Annotated in this window: 11 protein-coding genes and 1 riboswitch; of the genes, 1 reads left to right on the forward strand and 10 read right to left on the reverse strand. The window is 70.3% G+C overall.

Features of this window, described 5'->3' with window-relative positions; translation table 11 throughout:
• Nucleotides 1-193 precede the first annotated feature (193 nt).
• Together ACFZDK_RS46450 and ACFZDK_RS46455 are read right to left on the reverse strand one after the other, a co-directional pair.
• Nucleotides 194-1,147 (reverse strand): peptidoglycan DD-metalloendopeptidase family protein, encoded by a 954-nt coding sequence (locus tag ACFZDK_RS46450; RefSeq protein WP_390982731.1) that lies wholly within the window; start codon nt 1,145-1,147, stop codon nt 194-196.
• 4 nt (nt 1,148-1,151) lie between these two features.
• Nucleotides 1,152-1,312: riboswitch (cyclic di-AMP (ydaO/yuaA leader) on the reverse strand.
• 316 nt (nt 1,313-1,628) lie between these two features.
• Nucleotides 1,629-3,701, reverse strand: coding sequence for an alpha-galactosidase (locus ACFZDK_RS46455; RefSeq protein WP_390982733.1), 2,073 nt, complete (start codon nt 3,699-3,701; stop codon nt 1,629-1,631).
• Nucleotides 3,702-3,875: 174 nt separating this feature from the next.
• Here ACFZDK_RS46455 and ACFZDK_RS46460 point away from each other — a divergent pair, with 174 nt between their 5' ends.
• Complete coding sequence (locus ACFZDK_RS46460; protein WP_390982735.1) at nt 3,876-4,673, forward strand: tyrosine-protein phosphatase; 798 nt, start codon at nt 3,876-3,878, stop codon at nt 4,671-4,673.
• A 21-nt stretch (nt 4,674-4,694) separates the two neighbouring features.
• Here the strand turns inward: ACFZDK_RS46460 and ACFZDK_RS46465 are convergent, their stop codons facing one another.
• From ACFZDK_RS46465 to shc, 8 genes are read right to left on the reverse strand one after another with little or no spacing between them, the layout of a single operon-like run.
• Nucleotides 4,695-4,817: a DUF6126 family protein gene (locus ACFZDK_RS46465; protein ID WP_355714737.1), complete on the reverse strand. Its 123-nt coding sequence runs from the start codon at nt 4,815-4,817 to the stop codon at nt 4,695-4,697.
• Nucleotides 4,814-5,437 (reverse strand): helix-turn-helix domain-containing protein, encoded by a 624-nt coding sequence (locus ACFZDK_RS46470; RefSeq protein ID WP_390982738.1) that lies wholly within the window; start codon nt 5,435-5,437, stop codon nt 4,814-4,816. Before ACFZDK_RS46470 ends, ACFZDK_RS46465 begins: the two co-directional genes overlap by 4 nt.
• A gap of 59 nt (nt 5,438-5,496) precedes the next feature.
• Nucleotides 5,497-6,882, reverse strand: coding sequence for an aminotransferase class III-fold pyridoxal phosphate-dependent enzyme (locus ACFZDK_RS46475; protein ID WP_390982740.1), 1,386 nt, complete (start codon nt 6,880-6,882; stop codon nt 5,497-5,499).
• Complete coding sequence (gene dxs, locus ACFZDK_RS46480; RefSeq protein WP_390982742.1) at nt 6,879-8,873, reverse strand: 1-deoxy-D-xylulose-5-phosphate synthase; 1,995 nt, start codon at nt 8,871-8,873, stop codon at nt 6,879-6,881. Before dxs ends, ACFZDK_RS46475 begins: the two co-directional genes overlap by 4 nt.
• A 27-nt stretch (nt 8,874-8,900) precedes the next feature.
• Nucleotides 8,901-10,058: a flavodoxin-dependent (E)-4-hydroxy-3-methylbut-2-enyl-diphosphate synthase gene (ispG, locus tag ACFZDK_RS46485; RefSeq protein ID WP_390982745.1), complete on the reverse strand. Its 1,158-nt coding sequence runs from the start codon at nt 10,056-10,058 to the stop codon at nt 8,901-8,903.
• 4 nt (nt 10,059-10,062) lie between these two features.
• Complete coding sequence (gene hpnH / locus ACFZDK_RS46490) at nt 10,063-11,085, reverse strand: adenosyl-hopene transferase HpnH (protein WP_123972052.1); 1,023 nt, start codon at nt 11,083-11,085, stop codon at nt 10,063-10,065.
• A 6-nt stretch (nt 11,086-11,091) separates the two neighbouring features.
• Nucleotides 11,092-11,733: a 1-hydroxy-2-methyl-2-butenyl 4-diphosphate reductase gene (locus ACFZDK_RS46495; RefSeq protein ID WP_365688144.1), complete on the reverse strand. Its 642-nt coding sequence runs from the start codon at nt 11,731-11,733 to the stop codon at nt 11,092-11,094.
• Nucleotide 11,734: 1 nt separating this feature from the next.
• Nucleotides 11,735-13,726 (reverse strand): squalene--hopene cyclase, encoded by a 1,992-nt coding sequence (gene shc / locus ACFZDK_RS46500; RefSeq protein ID WP_390982749.1) that lies wholly within the window; start codon nt 13,724-13,726, stop codon nt 11,735-11,737.
• Between the last annotated feature and the right edge of the window lie 3 nt (nt 13,727-13,729).

The raw sequence follows: 13,729 nt of genomic DNA on the forward strand, positions 1-13,729 counted from the left end.
GTGGCATGACAGCCACAAGGTCAGGGGCAGGGATGGAAAGCGCTTGCAGTCCAGGGGATCACTGTGCCGCCGTACCCCCTTCGTTGTCGATGCCCCGAGCGCTCCCGCCACAAGAACGCAACGCGCCGAAGGCCGGACCCGGGGATCGGGGGTCCGGCCTTCGGAGTGTGTGTCAGGACGGCGGGGCGTCGGATCAGCCGACGGCGAGGCCCTTGGAGCGGAGGTAGGCGACCGGGTCCACGTCCGAGCCGTAGTCGGGGGTGGTGCGGATCTCGAAGTGCAGGTGCGGGCCGGTCACGTTGCCGGTCGCGCCGGAGAGGCCCACCTGCTGGCCCGCGGCCACGGTCTGACCGACCGAGACGGAGAGGGCGGAGAGGTGGCCGTACTGCGCGTAGTAGCCGTCGGCGAGCCGGATGACGACCTGGTTGCCGTAGGAGCCGCCCCAGCCGGCCGTGACGACCGTGCCGGCACCGACGGCCTTGACCGGGGTACCGGTCGGGACGACGAAGTCGACGCCCGTGTGGTAGCCGCTGGACCACATGCCGCCGGCCACGTGGTAGCCGGTGCCGACGGTGGCGCCGACGACCGGGAGGCTGAAGCCGGAGGCGTTCGTCGCGGACGTGTCCGCGGCGGACGACGCGGACGAAGAGGATGGCGAGGACGAAGAGGACGGCGAGGACGAAGAGGAGCCGGAGGACCGCGCCTCGGAGCGGTAGCCGGAGTCCGTGCTGTCGTCCGTCGTCGCGGCGTGACGGCCGCCGAGCGTGAGCTTGAGACCCGGGTGGATCAGCGAGGGGTTGTCGCCGACGGCCTGCCGGTTGTCGGCGTAGAGCCGGTACCAGCCGCCGGTGACGTTCTGGTCGCGGGCGATCTTCGAGAGATAGTCGCCGGGGACCACCGTGTAGGTGCGGTGCGCGGAATGCGCGGCGGCGGCCTTCCGCACGGCCGCCGTCTTCCTCATTGCCGTCTTCTCGACGCCCGGAAGCGACTGCGCGGCCTTTTCGGGAACGGACTGCGCAGTGGCCGCGTGGGCACCGGTGGCCCCCATGAGCGGCAGCGCCAGCGCCGCGCCGCCGGTTCCGGCGACGGCCATCGAGCGGGTGATTCGCTGGGTCTTGGGACGGCGGTGCTTACCCTTCGCGGGCATGGCGCATTCCTCTCCGGCGCCTGCGAGGTGAGCTGTCGGGTTCGGGCTGGAGCTGCCCGGCCACACGTGAATGCGTGACTACACCCCTAGCCGTCCCGGGAACCGGAACAGGCGGTCGTACCTGGTGGGTCCCCCGCTCCTGCCGGGCACGGGTGAGTGTGTGGGGAGTCCGGACGGCGGCAGGATTCGGCGTTCCGTCCGGATGCGTGGCGAACGTAAGCGAGCAAGACGTACCCGGACAAGCGACTGGTTCCCTCTGTCCGAGTTTCGCTTGATCCGTTACGGGAAATCACGGTCACCCTCCGTGAATTCCACCGGCCCGCGTTTATCAATTCCTCAGCGAAAACCGATAATTACGTGAACATGACGCGCGACGGACGGTCACGAATATGACGCTTCTCACGCACCCGCCCATTACCCCCCTTTATTCCAGAGCGAGTTGGAATGAAGGGGGGTGAAGGCTCTAATTCGGACAGATGACTCAGATGCGGCGCAGTCGGAGCACCGTCGCATCCAGGTCGCCCTTCAGGCCGGTACGCAGCCCGTGATGCAACAGAACGGCACCTCGGTGCACTTCGCCCGTTTCGCGGCATTCGTACGACGCGGTCGGGTCGAGCCCCCGCAGCCGCAGCGCCGGCGCCGGTTCGCCGTAGCTCTGCGCCTGGAGCCAGGCGAGGACGACCGTCTCGTCGCCGAGGGTGTACTGCACCGCGCTGAGCCCGCCGGCCGGCGGCCGCAGCCGGAACTGGTCGCCGCGCTGTACCAGTGGCCGGATCTCCTTGTAGAGCTCTACCCAGCGACCGGCCTCGGCGAGTTCCTCCTCGGTCCACTGCGAGAGGTCGCCGCCGACGCCGAGCGCACCGGCCATGGAGCTGACGAACCGGAAACGCAGCGAGCTGACCCGGCCGTTGAGCTGGTGGTTCGGGCTGTCGGTGACCCAGGCGGACATCACCCGCGCGGGGTGAATCTGGCTGAAGCCGTGCTGGATGGCGAGCCGGTCCAGCGGGTCGGTGTTGTCGGAGGTCCACACCTCGTCGGTACGGCTCATGATGCCGAGGTCGATCCGGCCGCCACCACCGGAGCAGGACTCGATGGCGACGTTCGGGTGGGCCGCGCGGATCCGGTCGAGCAGGGCGTACAGCCCGCGCACGTGGTCGACCCACAGGCGCTGCGGGTAGGGCTCACCGGGCCAGCCCGCGTCGGTGAAGCAGCGGTTGAAGTCCCACTTGACGTAGTCGATCGGGGCGCTGGACAGCAGGGTGTCGAGCTGCTGCCAGAGGTACTCCTGGACGTCCTCGCGGGCGAGGTTGAGGACGAGCTGGTTGCGCAGTTCCGTCCGCTTCCGTCCCTGCTGGTACTGGACCCAGTCGGGGTGGGCGCGGTACAGGTCGCTGTCCGCGTTGACCATCTCGGGCTCGACCCAGATACCGAACTGCATGCCGAGGGCGTGCACATAGTCGGCGAGGGGCTTGAGGCCCTTCGGGAAGCGGTCCGGGTTGGGGGTCCAGTCGCCGAGGCCCGCGCGGTCGCTGGTGCGGGCGCCGAACCAGCCGTCGTCCACCACGAACAGCTCGACGCCGATCGCGGCGGCCCGCCGGGCGAGGGTGGCCTGCTGCTCCTCGGAGATGTCGAAGGTAGTGGCCTCCCAGGAGTTGAACAGCACCGGCCGGTCGCGGTCGGCGTCCGGGATGATGTACGCCCGCTGGTAGGCGTGCCAGGCGCGGCTGGCCCCGCCGAAGCCGCCGTCGGTCCACAGGGCCGCGAAGACCGGGCTGGTGTACGACTCGCCCTCGGCCAGCATCAGCAGGCCCGAGTCGTCGTACCCGGCGCCGCCGGTGATCTGGACGTGTGCGTCCGGGAGTTGGGCGACGGCGATCCGCCAGGAGCCGGACCAGCCGAGGGCACAGCCCCAGACCTCGCCGCGCTCCTCGGTGGCGTCGATGTCGAGGGCGACCCAGGGCAGGTGCTGGTGGCCGGTGTGGCCGCGGCGGCTGCCGATGACCTTCTCACCGTAGGTCAGCGGGGCGCTGACCAGCCGGGACTCGGCCGCCCAGCGGCCGTGCAGCTGGGAGAGCCGCCAGCCCTCGCGGTCGGGCAGCGTCCAGGTGGCGGGGTCGGCGCGCAGCACCTCCAGGGGCGCGTGCCCCCCGTTGCCGACGGTCACCCAGCGTTCGACGACATCGCCGCGCATCCGGTAGTGGAGGGTGATGCCGATGCCGTCGTCCGTGAAGCGCAGCCGGAGCTCGTCCTCCTCGACCTCGTACGCCTCGAAGGCCCACTCGGTGCCTCGGCGCTCCTCGGTGCGCACGGACAGCGCGGGGCGCACGAACCGGGGGCCGCCCTCGACCGGGTACTCCTCACGGCCGTCGAGCGGGGACTCGAAGGGCCAGTACTCGGGCAGCGCCCGAGTACTGAGCTGCTCGGCGTCGGCGAGCTGGATCCTGGGCCCCCAATGCAGGTGGAGCAGCTCGTCGGCCTCCGTCAGATGCAGCGCGTAGCTGCTGCCGGGGCCCGACAGGAGCCAGGTACGACCGTTTTCGGCGATGTCCACCATCGAGAAACCTCACACAGGTGCCAACAGATCCGCTCAAGCACCAACATCATCAAGGTCTATCGCCCCTGAGGCAACGCCTGTGGACAACTCATTGCCCGCGGAAACCGATGTCGTATGGTCGGTCCAGTGCCCGTCGACGAGCAGCGCCGACGGGGCCGGCCGGGAGGAGCCCCCGTGACGCAGCAGGTCCCGTCGACCGAACCCGAGCTGGCCGGTGTGCGCAACTTCCGTGACGTGGGCGGCCTGCCGACCTTGGACGGGCGGCGGGTGCGGCACGGCGTGCTCTTCCGCAGCGGGCATCTGGCACACGCGACGGAGTCGGACGCGGAGTTCCTCGCCTCCCTCGGCCTGCACACGATCTTCGACTTCCGCAACACGGCCGACCAGAAGCTGGAGGGCCCGGACGTCGAGCTGCCCGGCGTACGGAACCTGAACCTGCCGCTGACCGACCCGGCGCACGGTGCCGACTTCTGGAAGATGGTCCGCGAGGGCGACATCGAGCAGCTGCGCGCGCTCCTGGGCGACGGCAAGGCCGCGAACCGGATGGTCACCTCGTACCGCACGATCGTGAAGGACCGCACCGAGGAGCACTCGCGCGTGCTGCACGCCGTCGCCGAGGACAGCGTCCCGGCGCTGATGCACTGCGCGGCCGGGAAGGACCGGGCAGGCATCTCCATAGCCGTGACGCTGCTCGCGGTGGACGTGGAACGGGACGCGATCCTCGCCGACTACCTGGAGTCCAACGCCAAGCACCGGCGCTACAAGGTGCGGCGCAGCGGCGGCGGGGAGTCCGCGTACAGCCCCGAGGTGATGGAACTGCTCAGCCCTCTCTTCGACGCCCGCGCGGAGTACCTGACGGCGGCCTTCGAGAGCATCGACGAGACCTGGGGCGATGTCGACACGTACCTGGAGCAGGGGCTGAAGGTCACCGCGCAGACCCGGGAGCGGCTGCGCCAGCGTCTCCTCGACTGAGGCCGGGCGGAGGGCAGCGGCTCAGCCCTTGCCGCCGAGGGAGAACAACAGAAAGAGGAAGCCTGCCAGGACGTGCCCGACGGCCAGGTAGATGACCAGCCGGATCCACAGGGACCGGGGGAATTTCTCCTCGATGTTGCTCACGGCAGCTCTCCAGTGATCGGTCCCAGGCACAGCGTGGCCGTGGGACTCTGCAGCAGGGTGTGGACGAACAGGAGCTCGACCCCGTCCTGGTCCTCGGCGGCGAGCCGGTGCGGGGTCAGCGAGTCGAAGTGCGCGCTGTCGCCGGGCGCGAGCAGGTGCGTGGTGTCGCCGAGGCGCAGCCGGAGCCGGCCGCGCAGGACGTACAGCCACTCCTCGCCGGGATGCACCCGCACGATGTCGCCCTGGGAGCCGTACGGCACCCGGACACGCAGGGCCTGCATCCCCCGGCCGGACGCCCCGGCCTGCCAGTAGGTCCAGCCACCGGCGCGGGTCGGTTCCATGTCGCCGGCGCGCACGATCGCGTCCCGGTCGGCGACGGTCTCACCGAGCAGCTCGGAGACTGTCGTACCGTAGACACGTGCGAGCGCGAGCAGCATCGGCAGCGAGGGCTGCCGCCGGCCCGTCTCCAGCCGGGACAGGTGCGCGGGCGACAGCCCGGCGTCCCGTGCGGCGGCCTCCAGGGTGAGGCCGGCGCGGCGGCGCAGGGAGCGCAGCTGCGGGGCGACGGCGGGCAGGTCCGTGACCGGCCCGCCCGCGCCCTCGCTGTCGGAGGGGTTCATGCCTCCATTCAGCCGCAGTTTTGCCTCTGCGGCAATTTCTTTGCCCCAGAGGCAAAAAGCTAGCGGTTGGCCACCGCCTGCTTGATCAGCGTCTTGCCGAAGTCCCACATCAGGCCGCCGCCGCTGTGCGCGTCGTCCATGACGTCCGTGAAGGCGTCGACGAAGCGGTCGACGTCCGCCTCGTCGACGATCAGCGGCGGGATGAGCTTGATCACCTCCAGGTGGTCACCGGAGACCTGGGTGAGGATCCGGTGGCGCTGCAGCAGCGGTACGACGACCATCTGGGCGAACAGGCCCTTGCGGGCGGCCTGGAGCATGGTCCAGCGGCTGCGCAGCTTCAGCGAGCCGGGCCGGCCGAACTCGATGCCGATCATCAGGCCCCGGCCGCGCACGTCTGCGAGCAGCTCGTACTTGTCGGTCAGCGCGGCGAGCCGGGACTTGAGCTGCTCCCCCACGGCCCGGGCCCCCGCCACGATCTGGTCGTTCTCCATGACCGACAGCACGGCGAGCCCGGCCGCCATCGCCTGGGCGTTGGCGCCGAAGCTCGCCGAGTGGACCAGGACGCGGTCCATGGACGAGTAGACCTTCTTGAAGATCCAGTCCTTGCCGAGCGTGGCGCCGACCGGCACATAGCCGCCGGACAGCGCCTTCGCCACGCACACCAGGTCCGGCTCCACGCCCTCCTCGTGCTGGTACGCGTAGAAGTCACCGGTGCGGCCCAGGCCGGTCTGCACCTCGTCGGCGATCAGCAGCGCCTTGTGCCGGTGCAGCAGCTCCTGGGCGGCACGCAGATACCCGGGCGGGGCTTCGTGCACGCCCTTGCCCTGGATCGGCTCGACGATGAGGGCGGCGACATCGCCCTTCTTCAGCTCGCGGGCGAGCGCGTCCAGATCGCCGAGGGGTACGGCGGTGTCGGGCAGCAGCGGCGCGAAGCCGTCCCGGAAGCCGTCCTCGCCGTTGACCGACAGCGAGCCGGTGGTCAGGCCGTGGAAGGCGTGGTCGCAGTAGAGGACGCGCGGTCTGCCGGTGGCGAACCGGGCGAACTTCAGGGCCGTCTCGACCGCCTCGGTGCCGCTGTTGCCGAAGAACACCCGGTCCAGGTGCGGGCTGTGGGCGAGGAGCCGCTCGGCGAGCAGACCAGGCAGCGGCTGGCAGTCGAAGCGGGTGAGGTCGGCGAGCTGGGCGTCCAGCACGTCGTGCAGGGCCTTGCGGACGACAGGGTGGTGGCGTCCCAGGCCCATCACCCCGAACCCGGCGAGCATGTCCAGGTAGTCGTTGCCCTCGGCGTCCCAGAAGTGGGCACCCTCCGCCCGCTCGTAGACCTTGTCGAACCCGATGGTGTGCAGCATGCGCGGGAGCTGGTGGTTCAGGTACTTGCTGTGCAGTTCGTACCGCTCACCACCACGCTCGGCGAGCAGCGCACCGAGGTCGAACTCCGTACTCATTGCCTCTCCTTGTCAACGCCCTCGGCATCAGCGCCCCGCAGGGGCGCGGGGAACTGCGCGACCAGCCCGGACGGCGCCGCACCCGCCGAACGACCCCCCGCCGCACCCCCCTTGGCGTCGGCCCCCCGCCCCGCGAGGCTCGCCCCGATCCGCCCCGCGATCTCCACCGGCGTCAGCCCGATGTCGGCCAGTACCTCCCCCCGCTTGGCATGTGCCAGGAACTGCTCCGGAATCCCGAACCGCCGTACCGGCACGTCCACTTCGGCGTCGCCGAGCGCCAGCGAGATCGCCGCGCCCACGCCGGCCGCCCGGCTGTTGTCCTCGACGACGGCCACGAGCTCATGGTCCGCCGCCAGCACGGGCAGCGCCGGGTCCACCGGCTTCACCCACCGCGGATCCACCACCGTGCAGCCGATGCCCCGCGCCGCCAGCAGTTCGGCGGCCTGCAGGCACACCGGCGCCATCACACCGACCGCGACCAGCAGCACCCGCGCGTCCTCCCCGCGGTGCAGGACATCGACCCCGCCGACCCGGTCGACCGCAGGGATCTCCGGTCCCACCGACTCCTTCGGGAAGCGCACCAGTGTCGGCGCGTCGTCGACGGCGACCGCCTCCCGCAGCTGGAGGCGCAGTTGCTCGGCGTCGCGCGGGGCGGCGATCCGCAGGCCCGGGACCACCTGCAGGATCGACATGTCCCACATGCCGTTGTGGGAGGCACCGTCGACCCCGGTCACCCCCGCCCGGTCCAGTACGAACGTCACCCCGCAGTGATGCAGCGCCACGTCCATCAGCACCTGGTCGAAGGCACGGTTCAAAAACGTGGCGTAGACGGCGACGACGGGATGCAGCCCCCCGGTCGCCAGCCCCGCCGCCGAGACCGCCGCGTGCTGTTCGGCGATGCCGACGTCCCAGACCCGGTCCGGGAAGCGCTCGGCGAACCTGCCGAGGCCGACCGGGTGCAGCATGGCCGCGGTGATCGCGACGACATCGTCCCGCTCCTCGCCGATCCGGACGATCTCGTCGCCGAACACCGAGGTCCAGGAAGGCCCGTTGGACGGCGCGAGCGGCTCGCAGGTGAGCGGGTCCATCACGCCGACGGTGTGGAAGTGGTCCTCCTCGTGGGCGAGGGCGGGCTCGTAGCCGCGTCCCTTCTCCGTGAGGCAGTGCACCAGCACCGGCCCGTGGAAGCGTTTCGCGCGCCGCAGCGCCGACTCGACGGCCTTGATGTCGTGGCCGTCGATCGGGCCGACGTACTTCAGGCCCAGGTCCTCGAACATGCCCTGCGGGGCGAAGGCGTCCTTGAAGCCCTTCTTGGCGCCGTGCAGGGACTCGTAGATGGTGGTGCCGACGATCGGGGTGCGCAGCAGGACGTCCTTGCCCCAGGCCAGTACCTTCTCGTAGCTGTCGGTCGTCCGCAGGGTCGCCAGGTGGTTGGCGAGGCCGCCGATGGTCGGCGCGTACGACCGCTCGTTGTCGTTGACGACGATGATCAGCGGCCGGTCCTTGGCGGCCGCGATGTTGTTGAGCGCCTCCCAGGCCATCCCGCCCGTCAGCGCGCCGTCGCCGATGACCGCGACGACATGGCCCTTCTCCCCCTGCACCTGGCGGGCCTTGGCGAGGCCGTCGGCCCAGCCGAGCGCGGTGGAGGCGTGGCTGTTCTCGATGACGTCGTGCGCGGACTCCTCGCGCGAGGGATATCCGGACAGGCCGCCCTTGCCCCGCAGCTTGGAGAAGTCCTGACGGCCGGTCAGGAGCTTGTGGACGTAGCTCTGGTGGCCGGTGTCCCAGAGGATGCGGTCCACCGGGGACTCGAAGACTCGGTGCAGCGCGACGGTCAGTTCCACGACGCCCAGGTTGGGCCCGAGGTGACCGCCGGTCCTGGCGACCGCGTGCACCAAAAACTCGCGTATTTCTTCGGACAGTTCACCGAGTTCCGCCTCGGACAGCGCCTTCAGGTCGCGTGGTCCCCGGATCTTCTCCAGAATCGTCACGCTCGGCCCCCTCTCGGTCCGTGCTGATCAGCTCACGGTGACGGCGGGTGCTCCGGACCCGGCGCCGTCCTGCTCCATCTGCTCGGCGATCTTCATCGCTTCCTCGATGAGGGTCTCCACGATCTTCGACTCGGGCACGGTCTTGACGACCTCGCCCTTGACGAAGATCTGGCCCTTGCCGTTGCCGGAGGCGACCCCGAGGTCGGCCTCCCGCGCCTCGCCGGGGCCGTTGACCACACATCCCATGACGGCCACGCGCAAGGGCACTTCCATACCCTTCAGACCGGCCGTCACCTCGTCCGCCAGCTTGTAGACGTCGACCTGGGCGCGCCCGCAGGACGGGCAGGAGACGATCTCCAGGCGCCGCTGCCGCAGGTTCAGCGACTCCAGGATCTGGATGCCGACCTTGACCTCCTCGGCAGGCGGCGCGGACAGCGAGACCCGGATGGTGTCGCCGATGCCCTGGCTCAGCAGCGCCCCGAAGGCCACCGCCGACTTGATCGTGCCCTGGAAGGCCGGGCCCGCCTCGGTCACGCCGAGGTGCAGCGGGTAGTCGCACTGGGCGGCCAGCTGCCGGTACGCCTCGATCATCACGACCGGGTCGTTGTGCTTGACCGAGATCTTGATGTCCCGGAAGTCGTGCTCCTCGAAGAGCGAGGCCTCCCAGAGAGCGCTCTCCACGAGCGCCTCGGGCGTCGCCTTCCCGTACTTCTCCAGCAGCCGGCGGTCGAGCGAGCCGGCGTTCACCCCGATCCGGATCGGCGTGCCGTGGTCCTTGGCGGCGCGCGCGATCTCCCGTACCTGGTCGTCGAACTTCTTGATGTTGCCGGGGTTCACGCGGACCGCCGCGCAGCCGGCCTCGATCGCGGCGAACACGTACTTCGGCTGGAAGTGGATGTCCGCGATCACCGGGATCTGGGACTTGCGCGCGATGGTCGCCAGGGCGTCCGCGTCGTCCTGCGTGGGGCAGGCGACGCGGACGATCTGGCAGCCGGACGCGGTGAGTTCGGCGATCTGCTGGAGAGTGGCGCCGACGTCCGAGGTGCGGGTGGTGGTCATCGACTGCACCGACACCGGGGCACCGCCGCCGACCGCCACCGGCCCGACCTGGATCCGCCGGGACACGCGGCGCTCGGCGACCGGGCGGGCCGGGACCTCGGGGAGGCCCAGGGGAATGGCGGTCATGCGGTCACTCCCGGTTCCCGGAGACCGTCTCGCGCATGGCGCGGAGGGACTCCTTGAGGGACCCCATGGTGGCGAGGACGGCGGTGGGCTCGTAGCCGCAGTGCGCCATGCAATTGGCGCACCGCGGGTCCTTGCCGCGGCCGTACTTGTCCCAGTCGGTCTTCTCGATGAGTTCACGGTACGTCGGCACGTACCCGTCGCTCATCAGGTAGCAGGGGCGCTGCCAGCCGAAGAGCGAGTAGTTGGGGATCGCCCAGGCCGTGCAGGGGAAGTCGACCTTGCCCTCCAGGAAGTCCAGGAAGAGCGGGGAGTGGTTGAGCCGCCACTTCTTCCGGTTGCCGCCCGCGAAGGCCTTCTTGAACAGCTCGCGGGTCTGCTCCACGCCCAGGAAGTGCTCCTGGTCGGGGGCCTTCTCGTAGGCGTAGGCGGGCGAGATCATCATCTCGTCGACCTTGAGGTCGTCGTTGAGGAAGTTGAGCACCTCGACGATGGTCTGCGGGGTGTCCGTGTTGAAGAAGGTGGAGTTGGTGGTCACCCGGAAGCCGCGCCGCTTGGCCTCCTTGATGGCCGCCACCGCCTCGTCGAACACGCCCTCCTTCGCCACGGACTCGTCGTGCCGCTCGCGCAGCCCGTCGATGTGCACCGCGAAGGCGAAGTACGGCGAGGGCGTGAACTTGTCCATCTTCTTGCGCAGCAGCATCGCGTTGGTGCACAGGAAGACGTACTTCCGCTTCGCCACCAACTGCCGGACGATCTCGTCGATCTGAGGGTGCATCAGCGGTTCGCCGCCCGCGATGGACACCATCGGCGCACCGGACTCCAGCACCGCCCCGACGGCCTGGGCGACCGGCATGCGCTGCTTCAACACCCCGGCGGGATGCTGGATCTTGCCGCAGCCTTCGCATTTCAGGTTGCATGCGAAGAGGGGTTCCAGCTCCACGATCAGCGGGAACTTGTCCCGCTTGCGAAGCTTCTGTTCAGCCAAGTAGGTAGCGACCTTGATCGACTGGCGCAGCGGCATGGCCATCTGGGCTCACCTCCGGGGGAGCAGCAAAGAACGGTGCCATTCGAAGAAAGCTGGAAGAACGGATCGAAGAACGCGGAAAGCAGATATTCCACCGCGGACCGTGCCGATCCGGACGAGTTCATGTTCAGGAGCGTCCACGACCACCCTGACGGCCGCAACGGGGCGCTCGCCCGCGCGCACGGCGCTCAGGAGTGTGGCCGCCGATTCCATGTCGACCGCGATCGCGCCGGTCGCGAGCAGGTCGGACCGTTCGTGACCGCGGACGACATGGTCGGAGCCGGTGAGGGGGCCGGTGTGGACGGTGCGGCCGGGTACGGTCCGCACGAGCTCCTTGACGAGGAGTTCGGTGGCGACGCAGGGCACGCTGCCGCGCGGGTCCCGGGTCTCCTCGGCGACGACCAGGTCGCCGGGGTGCATCCCGGGGGCGAGGCCCGCGCAGAAGCCGGTGGCCAGCACGGCCGCGCCGGCGAACGCGGGGTCGGCCAGGAGCCGGGTGACGGACCGTTCCGCCGCCTTGGGGCCCATGCCGGTGCGCAGCACGGTGACCGGCCCGTCCGCACCCCCGCGTTCGCCGGCGCGCAGGGCGAGGTGCTCGATGCCGAGCGCGCAGGCGATCAGCAGCGGGGCCGGAACGGGCGTGGTGCTCAATTCAGCTCCTCTCGGCCTCGGGGAACGGCTCGCCGTGGACGTAGCGGCCGAGCGCGGTGAGCGGGAAGACCTGTCGGTAGAGGTGGTAGTTGATGGAGAAGTCCCAGGGGAAGCCGGTGCCGGTGAAGTACGGCTCGTCCCAGGAGCCGTCCTCGGCCTGTGTCTCGGCGAGCCACCGGACACCCCGCTCGACGGCCTTGGAGTCCTTCTCCCCCGCCGCGAGCAGCGCCATCAGCGCCCAGGCCGTCTGGGAGGCGGTGGAGGCGCCGCGCCCGCTCCATTCGCCGACGTACTTGTAGGAGCGCAGGTCCTCGCCCCAGCCGCCGTCGTCGTTCTGGACGTTCTCCAGCCAGGTCACCGCGCGCCGGATCGCCGGGTGCGAGGCGGGCAGCCCGGCCGCGGTGAGCGCGGGCACCACGGAGCCGGTGCCGTAGACGTAGTTGACGCCCCAGCGGCCGAACCAGGAGCCGTCCGCCTCCTGTTCGGCGAGCAGCCACTCGATGCCGCGCCGGGTGCGCGGGTCGTGGGACATGCCCTCGAAGGCGAGCATCTCCACCACGTGCGCGGTGACGTCGGCCGAGGGCGGGTCGATGACCTCGCCGAAGTCGCAGAACGGCAGCCGGTTGGGGAACGGGCTGGTGTTGTCGACGTCGAAGGCGCCCCAGGCCCCGTTCTTCGACTGCATGCCGAGGTTCCAGCGCACCCCGCGTCCGATGGCCTTCTCCATCCGCTCGGGGTCGTGGTGCCGGACCCGGCGCAGCGCGAGGACCACCTCGGCGGTGTCGTCGATGTCGGGGTAGTTGTCGTTGTGGAACTCGAACGCCCAGCCACCCGGCGGGAGTTGGGGGCGCTTCACGGCCCAGTCGCCGCGCCGGACGATCTGCTCGCCGAGCATCCAGTCGGCGGCCCTGACGAGTTGCGGGTGGTCGGCGGGGAGCCCGGCGTCGGCGAGCGCGATGGTCGCCAGACAGGTGTCCCAGACGGGCGACTGGCAGGCCTCGATCATCCGGGCGCCGTCCTCGCGCCACACGGCGTAACGATCCAGCGACTCGAGCCCGGCGCGCATCACGGGGTGTTCGAGGTCGTAGCCGAGCAGGTACAGGGCGATCACCGAGTACACGGCGGGGGGCTGGATACCGCCCCAGGCGCCGTCGTTCTCCTGGCGTTCGACGATCCAGCGGGCGGCGGAGTTCAGGGCGGAGCCGCGCAGCCGGCGCAGCGCGACCTTGCGGTAGCCGCGGACAACCTTGTCGAGCCGCTGGAAGACACCCTCCCAGCTGGCCACCGGGGCCAGGGGCTGCGGCGGGTTCGGAACGGCCGGGTCGGTGTGGAGCTCGTCCAGCGGGAAGGGGGCCGGGCGCACCGGGCGCTTGGCCGAGACGACGGTGAGCGGCACGATCGTCTGCCGGGCCCACTGGCCGAAGTTGTAGATGCTGAGCGGGAACCACTTGGGGAAGTAGAGGAGTTCCGGGGGGAGTTCTGGCAGGTCCTCCCATTTCCACCAGCCGAACAGGGCCAGCCAGATCCGGGTGAACACCCGGGAGGCGGCGATCCCGCCGCGCTCACGGATCCAGGCCGCGGCCTTCGCCATGTGGGGGGCGTCCGGCGCGTCCCCGGCCAGCCGCAGGGCGACGTACGCCTCGATGGTGGTGGAGAGTTCACCGGGGCCGCCGTAGAAGGTGGCCCAGGTGCCGTCCTCGCGCTGCTCGCCGCGGATGAAGAGGGCGGCGGCGGACGCCGTCGACTCGTCGAGGGTGCCGAGGAACTGACGGAGCAGCAGGTCCTCGGCGTCCATGGTGACGTTGGTCTCCAGGTCGCCCTTCCACCAGCCCTGCGCGTCCTGCTGGGCGAGCAGGTGGTCGGTGGCGCGCCGGACGGCGCGTTCGGCGGCTTCTTGTACCCCGGCCGCCACGGGGGTGGTGAGGTCGGTGGTGGCCGAGTCGGCCCGGGGCGGAACGGTGGCCCCGGTGCTTCCGTCGGTCGTCGCTGTCATGGC

The organism is Streptomyces sp. NPDC007901 (genome assembly GCF_042959465.1).
Lineage (GTDB): Bacteria > Actinomycetota > Actinomycetes > Streptomycetales > Streptomycetaceae > Streptomyces.